The following is a 15,104-nucleotide window of genomic DNA, read 5'->3' as shown; positions in this document are numbered from 1 at the left end:
CCTCACATGCATGGCGACCGGCGTTTTCCACCGGTCATTTGACCTGCCCCTCCGCGCCGTCATACTGGTCCGCCCCTGATTGCCGGAGACCGCCATGCCCGCCGTCGCGCCCACTGTCCTTCGCACCCTCGCGGTCATGCTGGCCCTGGTCGCGGGCGCCATCGCCGGACCGGCCATCGCTCAGGATGCGCCGCCGCCGGCCGCACCGCATCTCGACGGCGATGCCTATCTCGCCCTGCGCGGCGACACCGCCTTCGAAGCCCTCGCCTTTACCGTCACCATCACCCGCGGCAACGAAGAGCGTAGGCTCGAGGTGCTCCTCGGTCCCGATGCCGTCATCGAACGCCAGGGGTTGGCGACAAGGCTCTTCGACTTCCGTCAGCGCCGCATTCTTACGGTTCTGGACGGAGAGCGTCCGTTCACCAGTACATCTCTCTTCGGCGACTGGTTCATGTCCCAGGCGCTGCTGCGCCATAATCTGGGCGCTACAGCGAGCCTAGTCGCGGCGGGTGTCCTGCCGCAAACGGCCCTTAACCGTTTCTGGCTGGAGCAGACAGTTGGCTCGACCTATGCACTGGATATCGCCTCCGATGCAATGCCGTCTCCTCAATTCCGGGCTAGCTCTGCCGGCGCCGGAACCAGAGTCGTTGCCGAAGGTGTAAACGTTGCGACCATTGCACCCGGTGGGGTGGAGTTTCCCTCGCCGTCTCATCGTGCCACCTTCGCCGCATGGCTGGTTTGGAAACCGCACCTCCACCCTGAGGTTGCTTCTGCGGTTATAGCGTCCGGCCATATCCCCGAGCGCATTGAGCGTCTAACCCAACGCCTGGGAATTGACGTGGAGCCTGTGGTCGAGACACTGGCGTTCAGCCAGCCCACAGTCGTCCAGGCCGATCTCTCCGTATTTGCCGGGCGACCGGCCGCCAGCCTGGCGTGGGACCCGTTCATTCCGGCGGCCATGGCCGATTTGATGGTGAGCGCGGCGCGGGGTGAGGCGGCGGGCGGACCACTGTCCGACGCCGACTATGAGTCGCGCATCCGCGCCCTGGTCAACAGCGGCCGCGGCCTCGACGCCTTCATGCGGTATTGCCCTACGACGGCTGCGTCAATCCGCGCCTGTCTTCGCTCTGCAACCTGTTGGCGGCCGTGGGGGCAGTGGCGAGGCAGGAACTGCCGGTCCATGTCTACATCAATGCCCTCAATACCGATGGAGCAGGCCGCCATGGGGAGGCGGCGCGCGATTTGAGCGCCCTGCGCGGTCAGCGGCCGGCACGGCCGGACATTCTGGAAACCAGTATCGCCAACATGCTGGTGGAGGGGCACAAGGCTGGACAGCTTGACGACGCCCAGGAACAGGCCTTCACCCATCTGCCGCAGACCTTCCTGCGCATCTTTACGGCCGATCCCTACAACCCGGCGCGCTATCGCGATTTCTACAACTATCTCCATGCCGCGGTGACAGAGACGGACGACACCTACTTTGTCCACCCCCGCTCCTATGCGGTGATCGACCTGGCCCGCGCCCTGCCGGACCGGCGCATGCCTGCAATCATCTCCTCATTCACCGAGCAGGAAGCCCGCATCGCCGCCGATTTTCCGTTGCACTTCCCGGCCTATGGCGCGCCCGCCAGCGGTGGCGCAGCCGGCGGCACAACCGGCAGCGGCCGCTAGCCCGCCATCTCCATTTCTTCCGCCGGCAGCGCCCGCACCAGACGCCGCGCCTCCTCCCAGGGTGCGGTGAGCCAGGCGTCCCACGCCTCAGGCGGCAGAATCACCGGCATGGCCTTGGGATGCACCGCCGCCACCAGGGGATTGGGCGCCGTGGTCAGAATGGCGAACAGGCGCCAGTCGCCGGCGACCCGCTGGCGGCGCGGCTTGCCGTCCACCGCCTGCAGCCGTTCGCCGCGCCACGGCCGCCAGACGCCGGCGAAGGCGCTGACCTCCGCGCCCCTAACGGCGAACCATGCGTTGGCCACGCGGCCCCGTTCGTCGCGCCGCGCAGGATGCGGCTCGGCGAAGCCGGTGAACGGCACCAGACAGCGGTGCGCCGCCGTCAGCCACGGCCGCCAGAAGCCGGACTCCAGATTGCGCGCGTTGGTCACCGGCTGGCGCGCGCCGGGCGGCGGCGGAAAGCCCCAGCGCAGCAGCTCCAGGGTCCGGCCGCCTCCTGCACCGCCCCCCGCTTCGCCGCCCAGCACCACCGGTGCGTCCTGGTCCGGCCACACGCCATCCGCCGGCCGGAAGTTGCCCAGCCGGTCGGCCGCCGGCGGCAAGCGGAACAACCGGCGCATGGCTTCCTGGTCCGTGGTCAGGCGATAGGCGTTGCACATGGCGGGAGCCTAGACTCCCGCCACCGGCGATACCAAGACCGCCGGCGCCCGCCCGCCATACGCCTGCCGCACAATTCCGGCGCGAACGTCCGGCGCAGACCTCCGTTATCGCCGCCGGTGATTTGCCAGACGCGGCATCCCGGGTCAGGCTATGCTATCCTTGCACCTGTCGCCGCCCCTGCGGCCTGGAGAAAAAAACGCCTATGCGCACTTCTGCTGTCGCGGCCGGCCTCGCCGGATTGAGCCTCCTGATTGCCGGCGTTCTGACGTCGCCGGCCGCCGCCGACACCATCCACTTTCGCGCCACTCTGTCCGGCGCCAATGAAGTGCCGCCCATCACCTCTCCGGCGGCGGGCAGTGCGACCCTGGTTCTGGATACGGCGACCGGTCTGCTGCAGTGGCATATCCAGGCCCACGATCTGACAGCGCCGGCGACGGTTCTCCATTTCCACGGGCCCGGAACGGCGGAGCAGAACGCCGCCGTGGTGCTTGATATCGGTCGCGGTGGCGAAAGCCCGTGGCAGGGCCAGGCGGTCCTCAACCAGATCCAGATGGATCAGGTGCTGGCCGGGCTGTGGTACATCAATATTCACACCGCGGCCTTTCCGCCAGGTGAGATTCGCGGTCAGGTTGTGAAGAACTAGGCCGCCCGGACGCGCACTCTCTGGCCCGGACTCTCTCAGGCGGCAGCGCGGCGGCGAACCACCCGCGCGGCCGGAAAGCGCGCCTCGACCGTGGTGCCGACTCCCGGTGTGCTGGCAATCACCAGCCGTCCGTCATGCAATGCCATCAGCCGCGTCGCCAGCGGCAGGCCAAGCCCGGTGCCCTCGCGGCTGACCGCCACCATGCCATTGACCTGGCGGAACGGCTCCATGGCCAGCACCGCCTGCTCCGCCGTCATGCCCGGGCCATTGTCATGGACCTCGACCACCAGACCCCCGTCATGGGTCAGCCGCGCGGCAAGGCGCACCGTGCCCGCCTCCGGGCTGAACTTGACCGCGTTGGACAATAGATTCAGCACCACCTGCTTGACCCGCAGCTCGTCGGCCATCAGTCGCGGCAGATCGTCCGCCGCCTCAACCTTGATGGCCACACCGGCCTCCTCCGCCCGGCCGGCGATCAGCCGCGCGCACATGGCCAGGGTCGTCGCCACGTCCACCGGTTCCTCGTCCAGCACCACCCGATTGGCCTCGATCTTGGCGAGGTCGAGAATGTCGGAAATAATACGCAGCAAATGACTGCCTGACTGATGAATGTCCTCGGCATACTCGCGGTAGCGTGGCGTGCCGACCGGGCCGAACACCTCGCCGGCAATGACCTCGGCAAAGCCGATGACCGCGTTCAGCGGCGTGCGCAACTCGTGGCTCATATTGGCCAGGAACTCGCTCTTCGACCGGCTGCTGGCTTCCGCCTGGTCACGCGCCTCGATCAAGGCCTGCTCGGCCTGGCGGCTTTCCGTACGGTCGGTCAGCACCAGAACCGCGTGATGGGTCAGGCCGAAGCGCTCGGGAATCGGCGCCAGCCGCACCTCGACCCAGATCTCCGTGCCGTCCGGCATGGTCAGCGCCACCTCGCGCACGCTCTCGCCGGCGGCCGAACCGCTCGCGCTGTCCAGCCAATCATCATCGGCGAAGGCCGCCACCAGTTGCGGCGCCGCCACATCCGCCAGCGGGCAACCGGTCAGGGCGTCCGGCGGGCGACCCAGCAGACGACCCAGCGCCGGATTGGCCAGGACGATGCGCCGCTGTTCGTCCACCACCACCACGGCGACGCCGCTGCCAACCGACTGCACGGCGGCGCGGGCGATCCCGGCCTGCGCCTCGGCCGTGGCGCGGCGGCCGATCTGACGCACCAGATAGGCGGTGCCGGCGATCAGCAGCGCACTCAGCAAAGCACCGGCCAGACCGTTCTCGACCGCCCGCTGGCGGGTCGCCGCGAACACCTGGTCGGTGGCAAAGCCCACCGCCACCGCCAGCGGTAAAGTATCGCTCAGCCGGTAGCTGGTAATGCGCTCCACCCGGTCACGATCCAGCGCATGGAAGCTGCCGGTCGGCGCCTCCTGCAGAGCCCGCCACAGAGCGGAGTCGCGATAGCTGTCGCCTACCATGTTCTGGTCGTCGGGCCCGCGCACCAGCAGCGGCCCGTCTTCCCGCAACATGACCACGGCGGCGCCGGCCGGCAGCCCGAGGTCGGCCGAAAAGCCGCCGAAGTAGAACGGCGCGATCTCGACCACCACGATGCCGCGCTTGACCCCGGCGCTGTCGTGCAGCGCCTGACGCACCGGAATCAGCAGGTCGTCGCCGACCACCCGCGGCAGGCCGATTTCAGAGGCGGTCTTGGCCGGCAGATCGGAATCGAAGTTGCGCGCACTCTCTATGGGAAAGTCCGGGTTCGATGAGGCGATGAAGCCATAAGTGGAATCACGCACCTCGATAACCGGAAACAGGTCAGGGTCTGCCGCCTGCTGGCGGGCCAGCAATGCGTTGAGATCGGCCGGCGTCGGATCGAAGTCCAGCATCGCCTCGACGGTGCCGGCCAGATAGTCAACGCGGGCCAGGCTGGACTGGGCCCAGGCATCCACCAGCTTGGCCACAGTGGCGGTATCGCTTTGCGCGGAATCGCGGGCCAGGTCGAATTGCTGCGCCGTGGTCAGGCCGAACAGCCCCCACATGGCCACCAGCAGCACCGCCACGCCGGCGACCAACAACCGTCTCAACGGCACATGGCCGACCGCCGGCGTAGTCACCGGACGGCGGGACTGGCCCCTGCGGGGCGGCGGCCTGTCGTGCGGCGGCCTGTCGGGCGGTGACATGGCGCAACGCTCCCGGATTTGCCACATGGCGCGAATTCACCACAAAACCTAGGCTTGGGCCGTAAACCGGACGTTAAAATGAGGGTCCGCAGCGACCCCGGACGATCACAAGGCGCGGAGCAGGCCGGCCGGCAAGGGGCAGGTTCCGCCGGGTTTGCCATCTTGCCGCCGTCCGCCGGGCGGCTAGACTTCGGGCAAACGCGGCCACTATCCCTGCCGCCGTCCCGCCACCAGGCCACACACCCGGACCGCCGCCATGGCCGAACAGATCGCCGTCCCGCTCAGCGAAATCGCCGCCCGCGACGCCGCGGCGGCAGACAGCCAGGCCTATGAAGCCAACGGCTATCTGATTGTCCGCGGCATATTCCGGGGCTCGACCCTGCGCGATCTCAGTGATCGCGCCGACCGTTTCGCCGCTGCCGCCAGGCGCACCGAAAAGCACCGCAGCGCCAGTCGCGTCGATCTGCTGAGCCCGGCTCTCGCCGGCCATCACCAGCCGGCCTTGCTCAACTGCCTGTGCGACGATGCCATTCTCGGCCTGTCCGAACGGCTGGGCCACGGGCCGCTGATCGGCACGTCCTACTATCTCAACTTCGACACGCCGGACATGTATTGGCACCAGGACACCAACTTCCTGCCGCCGTCCCTGCCGGCGGCCTTTGACCTGGCGGCGTTCTGCGCCACGACGCCCTTCTCGCAGATTCAGTGGAACGTGGCGCTCAGTGACGATGCCTGCCTGATGATCGTGCCCGGCAGCCATCGCCGGCCCATGACCGCCGGCGAGGCGGCGGTGCGTGGCCTGACTGATGACCGCGCCGTCTATCACGACGCCATGCCGGGGCGCGTCGCGGTTGATCTGCGGCCCGGCGACGCGGTGGTCTACAACAACAATCTGCTGCACGGTGTGCGCAACCCGCAACGGCGCTATCGCCGCAGCCTTCACTGGTTCTGGGTGCGCGACGGCCACTATGACCCCTATCTCTATCCGCGCACGGTGCTGACCCCGGCCGAGCGCGCCGCCCTCGACCCGCGCCTCGTCGCCATGAGCGACCGCTCACCCCCATCACCATGACGCCGCCGCCATGACCGCGCGCCCATGACGACGCGATCAGCGCCGGCGGTCACCTGTGTCCTCGATTGCCGCGTCGCCCTGGCCGAAGGCCTGGCCTGGCACGAGGCGGAGCAGCGTCTCTACTGGGTCGACATACCGGGTCCGGCCATCCACCGCTTCGATCCCGTGACCGGGCACGACGAGTCCTGTCCGCTGGCCGGGCCGGTCGGCTGCATCGCCTTCCGCCGCCGGCCGGACGAGCGGGGCGGGCTGGTGGCGGCCCTGGCCTCGGGGTTCGCGTTTGTGGATTTTGCGTCGCGCCGGGTGACCGCCATCGGCGATCCGGAGGCGGACAAGCCGGCCAATCGTTTCAACGATGGCCGGGCCGGGCCCGATGGCGCCTTCTGGGCCGGCACCATGGCGTTTGATCCGAATGGTGGCCAACCGGCCGGCGCCCTGTGGCGGCTGGCGCCCGATCTGTCGTGGCGGCGCATGCGTGCGCCGGTGCGGATCGCCAATGGTCTGGCCTGGAGCAACGATGGCCGCACCCTCTATCACGCCGATACTGGCGGCGACGACGCCACTGTTCAGGCCTGGGATTTCGACGCCGCCAGCGGCGCCATGACTGGCCAGCGCCTGTTTGCCCATGTGCCCCGGCTGTTCGCGGACCGCCGACCGGCGGGCGCAGCCGACCCTGCTGCCCGCGATAGCGCCGCCGCCGCCGCGCCCGCCCCCGATGGCGCGTGTGTGGACAGCCAGGGCGGCTACTGGCTGGCCATTGCCGGCGGCTGGGCGGTGGCCCGCTTTCGCCCCGATGGCGCCGTCGACCGGGTGATTGACGTGCCGGTGCAATTCCCCACCATGCCAGGCTTCGGCGGCCATGACATGCAGACCCTGTTCATCGCCTCGCTCGGTCCCGGCGCCGGCCTTCACCTGGCACCGGACCAGCCCCAGGCCGGCTCGCTCTTTGCCTGCCGGCCCGGCTTTCAGGGCATCGCCGAACACCGCTTCGCCGGCTAGACCGGTGCCACCATGCCAGCGAGGGCGCCCGTCATGGCCGACACCACGAACCATGCTCCCACCGCCGGCCCGGTCGCCGGCGCGGCCACGCCGGACGACCTGTTCCGCGTGTTGCACGACCTGGCCATCACGGTGCACACCGTGGAACATCCGGCCGTCTTCACCGTGGATCAGAGCCAGGCGGTGCGCCGCCAGGTGGATGAGGCGCTCGGCGGGGGCGGCGACGGCGGCACGGCCGGCCACGGCAAATGCCTGTTCCTCAAGGACAAGAAGGATCGCTTCGTTCTGGTGGCGGCGCTCGAATCCACTGCCGTTGATCTGAAGGCGCTGCGTCGCCGCCTGGTCGCCGCCGGCCAGCCGTTGCAGACCCTGTCCTTCGCCTCGGCCGAACGCCTGGGCCAGGTCATGGGGGTGGAGCCCGGCACCGTGACGCCCTTCGCCCTGCTCAATCCCTCCGCGCGTAATGTGCTGGTGGTGCTCGATCCGGCGCTGTTCGCCTGCCGGCGGGTGCATTTTCACCCGCTGCGCAATACCGCCACCACCGCCATCGGCCCCGATGATCTGGTGCGCTTCATGGAATCCTGCGGCCGGGCGCCGCTGCGTCTGGCGCTGGGCGCCGATAAGGCTGCCGCCTGAGCCCGCGCTCCGCCTCCGGGGACCTTGTTCCGGCCCGCCCCTGACCCCATGTATTGACCGGCTGGCCGGCCTGCCGCCGCGGCCGCCGGCCGTGCCATACTGCCGATCAATCCGCGGCCCGAACCGGCCACAAAGCACGCAGGAGTATTCCATGGAACCGATCATCGGCGGGCTCGGCCCGGGCGGTATGTCCGCCAACGACCCGGCCGGCCAGGCCGCGCCCGCCCGCCCCAACGGCGCTGCGCCGGCCGCGCCAGCCATCCTGGATTCGAGCGAGCAGACCTTCATGACCGACGTCATCGAGGCATCGGCCCAGGTTCCGGTCATTGTTGATTTCTGGGCGCCGTGGTGTGGCCCCTGCAAGACTCTGGGCCCGTTGCTGGAGAAGGCGGTCACCGCCGCGCGCGGCAAGGTCCGCCTGGTCAAGATCAACGTGGACGAGAATCAGGGCCTCGCCGCCCAGCTTCGTATCCAGTCCATTCCAACGGTCTACGCCTTTCATGACGGCCGGCCGGTGGACGCCTTCCAGGGCGCCCTGCCGGAAAGCCAGATCGCGGAGTTCGTCAAGAAGCTGTCGGGCCTGTCGGCGCCGGGTCAGGCCATGGCCGAGGTGCTGGAGCAGGCGCAGGCCGCTCTGGCGGACGAGCGCTGGATGGACGCCCAGGAAGGCTTTGCCCAGGTGCTTCAGCAGGAGCCGGAGAACGGCGCGGCCATCGCCGGGCTGGTCCGCACCCTGCTGGGCGCCGGCAGCGGCGAACAGGCGCAGGCCCTGCTCGACAGCCTGGAGGACAGCTTGCGCAAGGTGCCGGAGGTGGAGAGCGCAGCCCAGGCGGTGGCGCTGGCCAGTCAGGCGGCGGCGAAGGCCGGCCGCATCCCGGAGCTGGAGCATAGGCTGGCGCAGAATCCCGTCGACCATCAGGCGCGCCACGATCTTGCCGAGGCGCTGTATGGTGCCGGCCGCAACCAGGAAGCCATCGACCATCTGCTGATGATCATCAAGGCCAATCGCGATTGGAACGAGCAGGCGGCCCGCCAGCTTCTGCTCAAGATCTTCGATGCCCTCGGCGCCAGTCACGACCTCACCCTGGCCGGCCGGCGGCGGCTGTCCACCATCCTCTTTTCCTGAGCCCCATGGCCCTGACACCGTTCGACCCTGCCTTTGACGCCCTGCCGGACCATGTGCCGGTCTTTCCCCTGTCCGGTGCGCTGCTGTTGCCGGGCGGTCGTCTGCCGCTCAATATTTTCGAGCCGCGCTATCTGGCCATGGTCGGCGATGTCATGGCCGGCGACCGCATCATCGGCCTGATTCAGCCGATTACCGGAGAGGCGAATGAGCAGCCCCGCCTGTTCGAGGTGGGCTGCCTCGGCCGTATCATCTCCTTCGCCGAAACCGATGACGGCCGCTACGTCATCACCCTGAAGGGTCTGGCGCGCTTTCGCCTGGGTGCGGAGCAGGCCATGGTCAAGGGCTATCGCGTGGCGATGATCGACACCGCGCCCTATCGCGCCGACTATGAAGAGGAGGCCCGCGCCTCCGGCCTCGGCGACGACGCTGCTGCTCAAAGCGACGCCCGGTCCGACTCCGGCGACTCCGGCCCGGCCGATGTGGCCATATCTTCGGATATCGCTCCGCCGCCGGCGCAGGTGGACCGCGAACGACTGTTCGCCGCGCTGGAAGTATTCACGACGCGCCGCCAGATCAAGGTTGACTGGGAGTCTCTGCGCAAGGCCGGCAACGAGGCGCTGGTCACCACCCTGGCTATGGTCTGCCCCTTCGCGCCGGAAGAAAAACAGGCCCTGCTGGAAGCCGCCGACCTGACCGAACGGGCCCGCGCCCTCATCGCCATGATCGAGATGGCGGTGCTTGAGGCCGCCAGCGACACCGCCCCCCTGCGCCACTAGCCAGTCCGGAATCGCCATGACCCCAGACGACACGACACCCGCAACCGCCGCACCCGCCGCCGGGAAAGCCCGGCAGGTGGATCCGCGCCTGCTGGAAATCCTCGTCTGCCCGTTGACCAAGGGGCCGCTGGACTATGACGTCACCGCCCAGGAGCTGATCAGCCGTCAGGCCGGCCTGGCCTATCCCATCCGTGATGGCATTCCCATCATGCTGGTGGACGAGGCGCGCCGCCTCGATGACGATAGCGGTCAGGCAAAGGGCTGAATCATGAGCGAGCCGGCGACCCCTGCATCCTCTGCGGTAGACGCGGCGCGCACCTTCGGCGCGCCGGCATGGCCCACCGATATCCGCGTTGATCGTCAGGACCGCCGCCTGCATATCGCCTTCGATGACGGCCGGAGCTTCGTCCTGCCGGCGGAGCTGCTGCGGGTGGAAAGTCCGTCGGCGGAGGTCAAGGGCCATGGGCCCGGTCAGGAAGTGACCGTGCCGGGGAAACGCATGGTCGGTCTGACCGGGGCGGAGCCGGTGGGCAATTATGCCGTGCGGCTGATCTTCGATGACGGCCATTCCACCGGCATCTTCACCTGGGCCTATCTTTATGAACTGGGCCGGGACCAGGCGGCGCGCTGGCAGCGCTATCTGGACCGCGTCGAACGCGACGGCCTCAGCCGCGACGCCTGAAGGTCAGGCGATGCGCGCAGGCTCCGTCAATTCGCGCCGCATCAGCACCGCCGCCATGGCCACGCCCGATTCCAGCCGGTGGTTTCTGCGTTCCACCACCGCATAGCCCAATCGCTCATAGAACCCCTCGGCGTTGAGTGAGGCCATGACCGTAAGCGCCGGCACCTTCGCCTCCCGCGCCGCCTGTTCCAGCGCCCGCACCAGAGCCGTGCCGACACCCTGCCGCGCCGCCGCCGGCGCCACATAACAGGCGCGCAACTCGCCCGTCGCCGCAACCAGGCAGGCGACGCCCACCAGCCCGCCGTCCTGCTCCGCGACCAGGCGCACCTGCCCCGCGCCATCGGCCATGAATGCGGCCACCTCATCATCGCTCACCACAGGCGGCGCCCAGGCGGCGATCACGTCCGGCGGATAGTGGCCGGCCGCCAGTCCGCGAACCGAGCGATGATGCAGCTCAAGCCAGGCCCGCGCCTCGCTGTCGTTCAGTCGGCGGACAATGAGGCCCATGATCGGCTGTGCCGCCGCCGGTGCTGGCGGACTCCGGCTAGAGCCGCACCTCGCCGCTTACCGCCGCCTGATTGAAGGCGGCGGCGATGGGTTCCACGTCGCCGCCCACGTCGCGCAGGCTGTTGACCAGCGGGAAGGCGCCCCGCACCTGCTCCAGCAGTGGCCGCAGCTTCGGTGCCACCGGCCGGTTGGCGATGGTCAGGGCCTGACACGATGCCGCCGCCAACAGGGCGAGGCACATGTCGAAGGCTTCCCCCGCCCGCAGCTCCTGGCGATAGGCCTGCATGAAGGGGGCGCCCAGATCGTCCTGGGTAGAGCCCGCCTCGTCGATCGGCATGGGCGTCGGCTGCGCCGCCAGGCGCACTTCATGGCCCCAGTCATGGACCAGCGCCCCCAGCGCCCACGAGCCCCAGAAGCTGCCCTCGGGCCGGAGCCCGCCCGGCAGGTCGGTCACCTCGGTGCGGTGCAGCTTGCTCACCTGACGCACGACGATGTTGGTCAGGTCGGCCCAGCCCTGCGCCATCCAGTTCATGGCCGGCGATGCCGCGCCATTGTGATAGCCGCCGGTGGAGATACAGCGGCCCATGGGATGCTCCGCCGTCGGCAGAACATAGACCGGATTATCGGTGATCGCCGACAGGCTGTGCGTCGCCACCTCCTCCAGCCGCTTCACCGCGCGATGGGTCTGGCCCAGGACACGCGGGATGACCCGCCACGACACCGGCGCCTGAAAGGCGCGGCGATCCTCCACCCGGGTGCCGGCCATGACCGCGTTGATGGCGTCCAGCGCCTCGCACTCGCCATCATCCGTCCACATCGCCTTGAGCGCCGGGTCATAGGCCTCCAGCGGCGCGTTGGCCGCCTCGATGGACAGGCCCAGCACCTGATGAATCAGGTTCAGCCGGTTGCGCGCGCGCAGCGCCGCGTCCGCCGTCAGCGCGGCCGACGTGGGCGAGCCGTTGAGCAGACAGCCGGCGTCCTTCTCTTCGCAATTCTCGCCATAGAGGTGGTGGAACAGGCTCATCAGCGGGCCCACTTCGCCGGCTCCCACATTGCCCACCATGTTCACCTTGGGCAGCGCCCGGCCGTCCAGCATGTCGGCCACCTGATGGGCTACCTTCGGCGACACCGCCGCCCAGCCTTCAACGAAGTTGGTCAGCCGGCAGAAGATCATGCCGCGCACCACCCGGTCGGCAACCACCGGCCCGTTGCCGAAGCCTTTGCCATAGGCCGGACGCTTGGCCACTTTCTTGCGGCCCTCGGCGTCCAGCCGGAACTTGGCGCCCTCGCCATAGTCGGTGGTGACGCCATAAATAAAGACGGTGGGATCGTTCTCCACCATGGCCATAAAGCTGTCACGCGCCGCCTGCATGGCGGACTCCGCTCGCGGCGAAAAGGCGATGGCCTCGTTGTGCCATGCAACCCGGCGGAAGGTGGACAGGTTGAAGTCGTGACGGTCGTTCAGTGTGACGGTCATGGGTCCAGGTCTCCTAAAGCCGGCTCTGCCAGACGTGTGCCTGATCGGCATCGCCAACCAGCACGTCGGGACGGGGATCGCACATGGCGCCGGTAATGGCGTGCCACAACTGTTCGCAATCGGCGCCTGGATCACGGAAGGAGTCGATGGGCGGGAAGATGCGACGCACCGCGTTCAGGAAGGGACGCAATGCCGGCGCGGGCTCGCGCTCGGTCACCCACAGGGCCTGGCTGGCGGTGGCCGCCAGGATGGCCATGCTGGCGTCCAGCATTTCACCGACCGCCGCTTCCTTGCGATAGGCGATCATACCCGGATTGGGCGTGTCGTTCTGCGCCGTGCCACCGCCTTCGCTTAAGGGAATGAAGGTGGGCTGCGCCATCTGGCGAATCTCCTCGCCCCACTGCACCTGATTCATGCCCATGCGCATGGCATAGCCTTCCTGCCCTTCCTTCACCAGATTGTCGGGCAGCAGCGAGACATTGCCACGCGAGAAAGCGGTGGTCTGGCGGTCGGCCAGCACCTGCACGTCGGTCCACGCCTGGGCCAGCCAGTCCAGCGCCGGATAGGCCATACCATTGTGATAGCCGCCGGTGGAAAAGGCGCGACCCAGCGGATGGCGGGTGTCGGGCAGGATATAGACCGGGTTGTCGCTGACGCTGGCGAGGCTGGTTGTCGCGGCGTGGGTCAGCGCTTCCTCGGCACGATAGACCTGGCCCAGAACGCGCGGAATGATGCGCCACGACACCGGCGCCTGATAGTCGCGCCGTCCCTCGGTGCGGCAGCCGGCCAGCAGAATGTTCAGACGCTCGATCGCCTTGCCGTCATGGGGGTCGCCCCACAGGTCCTTGAGCACCGGATCATAGGCCTCCAGCGGTGCGTTGAAGCCCTCGATGGACAGCGCCATCACCTGCTCCACCAGGCGCACGCGCTTGGCGGCGCGCAGCGCCGCGTCGGCCACCGTCCCGGCCGAGGCGCACGAGCCGTTGATCAGCGCCATGTTCTCGCCCTCTTCCAGCTCCGGCCCGAACAGATGGCCGAACAGCCGTCCCGGCACCGTCGTCTCGCCGGCCCAGGTGGTGCCCCGCGACGGCACCTTCGGCAGCGGGCCATCCAGCATGGCGGCGATGCGGCGCACCAGCTCCGCCCGCACCTTGCCATTGCCTTCGATGAAGTTGGACAGGCGGGCAAAAACGATGGCCCGCGACACCCGCTCCGGCAGCGGATCGCCGAAGGACTGGCCGGCGCTGTTCCGTGGCCGCTTGGCGTTGGCCCGTTGCTGCTCCGGAGTCATGCGGTGGCGCGCACCCTCGCCGCCCTGGGTGGTGGTGCCATAGATGAACTGGCTGCGGTCGCTCTCCACCAGCGCCATGAAGCTGGCCCGCGCCCCGTCGATGCGGTCCAGTGCGGCATCCGACACCATCAGCCGCTCGCCTTCCCAGGCCACCCGTTTCAGATTCGCCAGCGTGAAATCGCGGCGGTCATTCAATACGACGGTCATGCTTTGCCCCTTACGTCCCTGTCAGGTGTCCCCATCATGGGTCCGCCCGGTGATCGTCCCCGTTTGGCAATTAGTGTGCGCCGAAGCGGCGGGTGATGCCATAGGGGGTCTAGGGAAAGCCATGAGCCAGGCTCATGTCCGGTGTGCGCCCGGCCGCCGCCTGTGGCATGCTCCGGGCGTTTGGAAAGAAGCGGCAGGGAGGGTCCGATGAACAGCGCGGCAATTGGCCACTGGCTTGCGGAGCGGTTGAGGAACGGCCCGCCCCTGTTGCTGGACGGCGCCACCGGCTCGGAACTGGAACGGCGTGGCGTGCCCATGGATGACGCGGCGTGGAGCGGCGCCGCCGTCCACACCCACCCCGATGTGGTGCGCGAGGTCCACGCCGACTATATCCGCGCCGGCGCCGAGGTGGTCATCACCAATACCTTCGCTACCGCCCGCCATGCCCTGGTGCCGGCCGGCCTCGATGGCGAGACCGCGGCCATCAACCGGCGCGCCGTGGCGCTGGCCCGCGAGGCCCGCGATGTCGTCGCGGCAGAGCGCGGCGACGACCGACCGGTGGCCATTGCCGGTTCCATTTCCACCTTCGTCTTCGGCGATAGGCCACCGGACCATGACACCATGGCCCGCGACTTTGCCGAACAGGCGGAGCTGCTGGCCGGGGCCGGGGTTGATCTCTTCGCCATGGAGATGATCAGCGACATCGACCACGGAACGCTTGCCGTGCAGGCCGCCGCCGCTACCGGCCTGCCTGTATGGGTCGGCTTCTCCTGCCGCCGGGCGCGGGACGGCGACCGTCACGGCGACGCCGCCGGCGGTCTGGTGACGCTGGGCAGCGGCGCGGCCAACGCCCTGCCGCTGGACACCGTCGTGCCGGCGGTGCTGGCCGAACTGCGTAGCGGCGGCGCTGACGCCGCCGGCATCATGCACAGCCAGGTGCCACTGGTGGCGCCCGGTCTCCACATCGTCCGGCAACACTGGACGGGGCCGCTCATTGCCTACCCCCATCAGGGCCGTTTCGTCATGCCCAACTGGATCTTCGAGACCAGCCTAGATCCGCAGGCCTATGCGACGGCGGCGGCGGCATGGGCATCACACGGCGTTACTGCCATCGGCGCCTGCTGCGGCATGGGGCCGGACTATGTGGCGGCGCTGAAGGCGGCGCTTGCCGCCTGACCGCCCCGACCGG

The 15,104-nt window shown here is 68.7% G+C and carries 16 protein-coding genes; 11 read left to right on the top strand and 5 right to left on the bottom strand.

The window, feature by feature from the left end; genetic code table 11:
• The first annotated feature begins 94 nt into the window (after window positions 1-94).
• Both RIE31_00465 and RIE31_00460 read left to right on the top strand, forming a co-directional pair.
• Window positions 95-1,246 carry a hypothetical protein gene (locus RIE31_00465; protein MEQ8639076.1) on the top strand — a complete coding sequence of 384 codons (1,152 nt, stop codon included), beginning with the start codon at window positions 95-97 and terminating at the stop codon, window positions 1,244-1,246.
• Window positions 1,243-1,671, top strand: a complete 429-nt coding sequence (locus RIE31_00460; GenBank protein ID MEQ8639075.1) for a hypothetical protein — start codon at window positions 1,243-1,245, stop codon at window positions 1,669-1,671. The genes RIE31_00465 and RIE31_00460 overlap by 4 nt, the downstream gene beginning before the upstream one ends.
• Here RIE31_00460 and RIE31_00455 read toward each other — a convergent pair.
• Window positions 1,668-2,330 carry an SOS response-associated peptidase family protein gene (locus RIE31_00455; protein ID MEQ8639074.1) on the bottom strand — a complete coding sequence of 221 codons (663 nt, stop codon included), beginning with the start codon at window positions 2,328-2,330 and terminating at the stop codon, window positions 1,668-1,670. The two genes, RIE31_00460 and RIE31_00455, sit on opposite strands and share 4 nt — an antisense overlap.
• A gap of 203 nt (window positions 2,331-2,533) precedes the next feature.
• On the opposite strand from RIE31_00455, the gene RIE31_00450 reads away from it, so the two are divergent.
• Window positions 2,534-2,974, top strand: coding sequence for a CHRD domain-containing protein (locus tag RIE31_00450; GenBank protein ID MEQ8639073.1), 441 nt, complete (start codon window positions 2,534-2,536; stop codon window positions 2,972-2,974).
• Between the two features lie 35 nt (window positions 2,975-3,009).
• Here the strand turns inward: RIE31_00450 and RIE31_00445 are convergent, their stop codons facing one another.
• Entirely contained in the window at window positions 3,010-5,142 is a 2,133-nt protein-coding gene (locus RIE31_00445) for an ATP-binding protein (protein ID MEQ8639072.1), read from the bottom strand.
• Window positions 5,143-5,398: 256 nt separating this feature from the next.
• On the opposite strand from RIE31_00445, the gene RIE31_00440 reads away from it, so the two are divergent.
• The 7 genes from RIE31_00440 to RIE31_00410 all read left to right on the top strand — a co-directional run bounded on the left by RIE31_00440 (window position 5,399) and on the right by RIE31_00410 (window position 10,433).
• The gene (locus RIE31_00440) at window positions 5,399-6,214 is read left to right on the top strand and encodes a phytanoyl-CoA dioxygenase family protein (GenBank protein MEQ8639071.1); all 816 of its coding nucleotides are present in this window, start codon (window positions 5,399-5,401) and stop codon (window positions 6,212-6,214) included.
• A 24-nt stretch (window positions 6,215-6,238) separates the two neighbouring features.
• Entirely contained in the window at window positions 6,239-7,213 is a 975-nt protein-coding gene (locus RIE31_00435) for an SMP-30/gluconolactonase/LRE family protein (GenBank protein ID MEQ8639070.1), read from the top strand.
• Window positions 7,214-7,246: 33 nt separating this feature from the next.
• A complete protein-coding gene (locus tag RIE31_00430; protein ID MEQ8639069.1) occupies window positions 7,247-7,849 on the top strand; it encodes a prolyl-tRNA synthetase associated domain-containing protein in 603 nt (200 codons plus the stop codon).
• 187 nt (window positions 7,850-8,036) lie between these two features.
• Entirely contained in the window at window positions 8,037-8,975 is a 939-nt protein-coding gene (gene trxA, locus RIE31_00425; protein MEQ8639068.1) for a thioredoxin, read from the top strand.
• A 5-nt stretch (window positions 8,976-8,980) separates the two neighbouring features.
• Window positions 8,981-9,751: an LON peptidase substrate-binding domain-containing protein gene (locus RIE31_00420; protein MEQ8639067.1), complete on the top strand. Its 771-nt coding sequence runs from the start codon at window positions 8,981-8,983 to the stop codon at window positions 9,749-9,751.
• Between the two features lie 16 nt (window positions 9,752-9,767).
• A complete protein-coding gene (locus RIE31_00415) occupies window positions 9,768-10,016 on the top strand; it encodes a Trm112 family protein (GenBank protein MEQ8639066.1) in 249 nt (82 codons plus the stop codon).
• Between the two features lie 3 nt (window positions 10,017-10,019).
• A complete protein-coding gene (locus RIE31_00410; GenBank protein MEQ8639065.1) occupies window positions 10,020-10,433 on the top strand; it encodes a DUF971 domain-containing protein in 414 nt (137 codons plus the stop codon).
• Between the two features lie 3 nt (window positions 10,434-10,436).
• On the opposite strand, the gene RIE31_00405 is transcribed toward RIE31_00410, so the two are convergent.
• The 3 genes from RIE31_00405 to RIE31_00395 are packed head-to-tail and all read right to left on the bottom strand — an operon-like array spanning window position 10,437 to window position 13,915.
• A complete protein-coding gene (locus tag RIE31_00405) occupies window positions 10,437-10,940 on the bottom strand; it encodes a GNAT family N-acetyltransferase (GenBank protein ID MEQ8639064.1) in 504 nt (167 codons plus the stop codon).
• Window positions 10,941-10,977: 37 nt separating this feature from the next.
• Window positions 10,978-12,417 (bottom strand): aromatic amino acid lyase, encoded by a 1,440-nt coding sequence (locus tag RIE31_00400; GenBank protein ID MEQ8639063.1) that lies wholly within the window; start codon window positions 12,415-12,417, stop codon window positions 10,978-10,980.
• A gap of 13 nt (window positions 12,418-12,430) precedes the next feature.
• On the bottom strand, window positions 12,431-13,915 hold the full coding sequence (locus RIE31_00395; GenBank protein MEQ8639062.1) for an aromatic amino acid lyase: 1,485 nt from the start codon (window positions 13,913-13,915) through the stop codon (window positions 12,431-12,433).
• 207 nt (window positions 13,916-14,122) lie between these two features.
• Here RIE31_00395 and RIE31_00390 point away from each other — a divergent pair, with 207 nt between their 5' ends.
• The gene (locus tag RIE31_00390; protein ID MEQ8639061.1) at window positions 14,123-15,091 is read left to right on the top strand and encodes a homocysteine S-methyltransferase family protein; all 969 of its coding nucleotides are present in this window, start codon (window positions 14,123-14,125) and stop codon (window positions 15,089-15,091) included.
• Window positions 15,092-15,104: the final 13 nt, after the last annotated feature.

It is taken from the genome of Alphaproteobacteria bacterium (assembly GCA_040218575.1).
GTDB lineage: Bacteria > Pseudomonadota > Alphaproteobacteria > JAVJRE01 > JAVJRE01 > JAVJRE01.
This window is presented reverse-complemented; position numbering and strand designations above follow the sequence as displayed.

What these genes read in the sequence shown, in the direction of transcription:
- RIE31_00465 (MEQ8639076.1), top strand. Translation starts at nt 95, where the DNA reads ATGCCCGCCGTCGCGCCCACTGTCCTTCGCACCCTCGCGGTCATGCTG.
- RIE31_00455 (MEQ8639074.1), bottom strand. Translation starts at nt 2,330, where the DNA reads ATGTGCAACGCCTATCGCCTGACCACGGACCAGGAAGCCATGCGCCGG.
- RIE31_00450 (MEQ8639073.1), top strand. Translation starts at nt 2,534, where the DNA reads ATGCGCACTTCTGCTGTCGCGGCCGGCCTCGCCGGATTGAGCCTCCTG.
- RIE31_00445 (MEQ8639072.1), bottom strand. Translation starts at nt 5,142, where the DNA reads ATGTCACCGCCCGACAGGCCGCCGCACGACAGGCCGCCGCCCCGCAGG.
- RIE31_00440 (MEQ8639071.1), top strand. Translation starts at nt 5,399, where the DNA reads ATGGCCGAACAGATCGCCGTCCCGCTCAGCGAAATCGCCGCCCGCGAC.
- RIE31_00435 (MEQ8639070.1), top strand. Translation starts at nt 6,239, where the DNA reads ATGACGACGCGATCAGCGCCGGCGGTCACCTGTGTCCTCGATTGCCGC.
- RIE31_00430 (MEQ8639069.1), top strand. Translation starts at nt 7,247, where the DNA reads ATGGCCGACACCACGAACCATGCTCCCACCGCCGGCCCGGTCGCCGGC.
- trxA (MEQ8639068.1), top strand. Translation starts at nt 8,037, where the DNA reads ATGTCCGCCAACGACCCGGCCGGCCAGGCCGCGCCCGCCCGCCCCAAC.
- RIE31_00420 (MEQ8639067.1), top strand. Translation starts at nt 8,981, where the DNA reads ATGGCCCTGACACCGTTCGACCCTGCCTTTGACGCCCTGCCGGACCAT.
- RIE31_00415 (MEQ8639066.1), top strand. Translation starts at nt 9,768, where the DNA reads ATGACCCCAGACGACACGACACCCGCAACCGCCGCACCCGCCGCCGGG.
- RIE31_00410 (MEQ8639065.1), top strand. Translation starts at nt 10,020, where the DNA reads ATGAGCGAGCCGGCGACCCCTGCATCCTCTGCGGTAGACGCGGCGCGC.
- RIE31_00405 (MEQ8639064.1), bottom strand. Translation starts at nt 10,940, where the DNA reads ATGGGCCTCATTGTCCGCCGACTGAACGACAGCGAGGCGCGGGCCTGG.
- RIE31_00400 (MEQ8639063.1), bottom strand. Translation starts at nt 12,417, where the DNA reads ATGACCGTCACACTGAACGACCGTCACGACTTCAACCTGTCCACCTTC.
- RIE31_00395 (MEQ8639062.1), bottom strand. Translation starts at nt 13,915, where the DNA reads ATGACCGTCGTATTGAATGACCGCCGCGATTTCACGCTGGCGAATCTG.
- RIE31_00390 (MEQ8639061.1), top strand. Translation starts at nt 14,123, where the DNA reads ATGAACAGCGCGGCAATTGGCCACTGGCTTGCGGAGCGGTTGAGGAAC.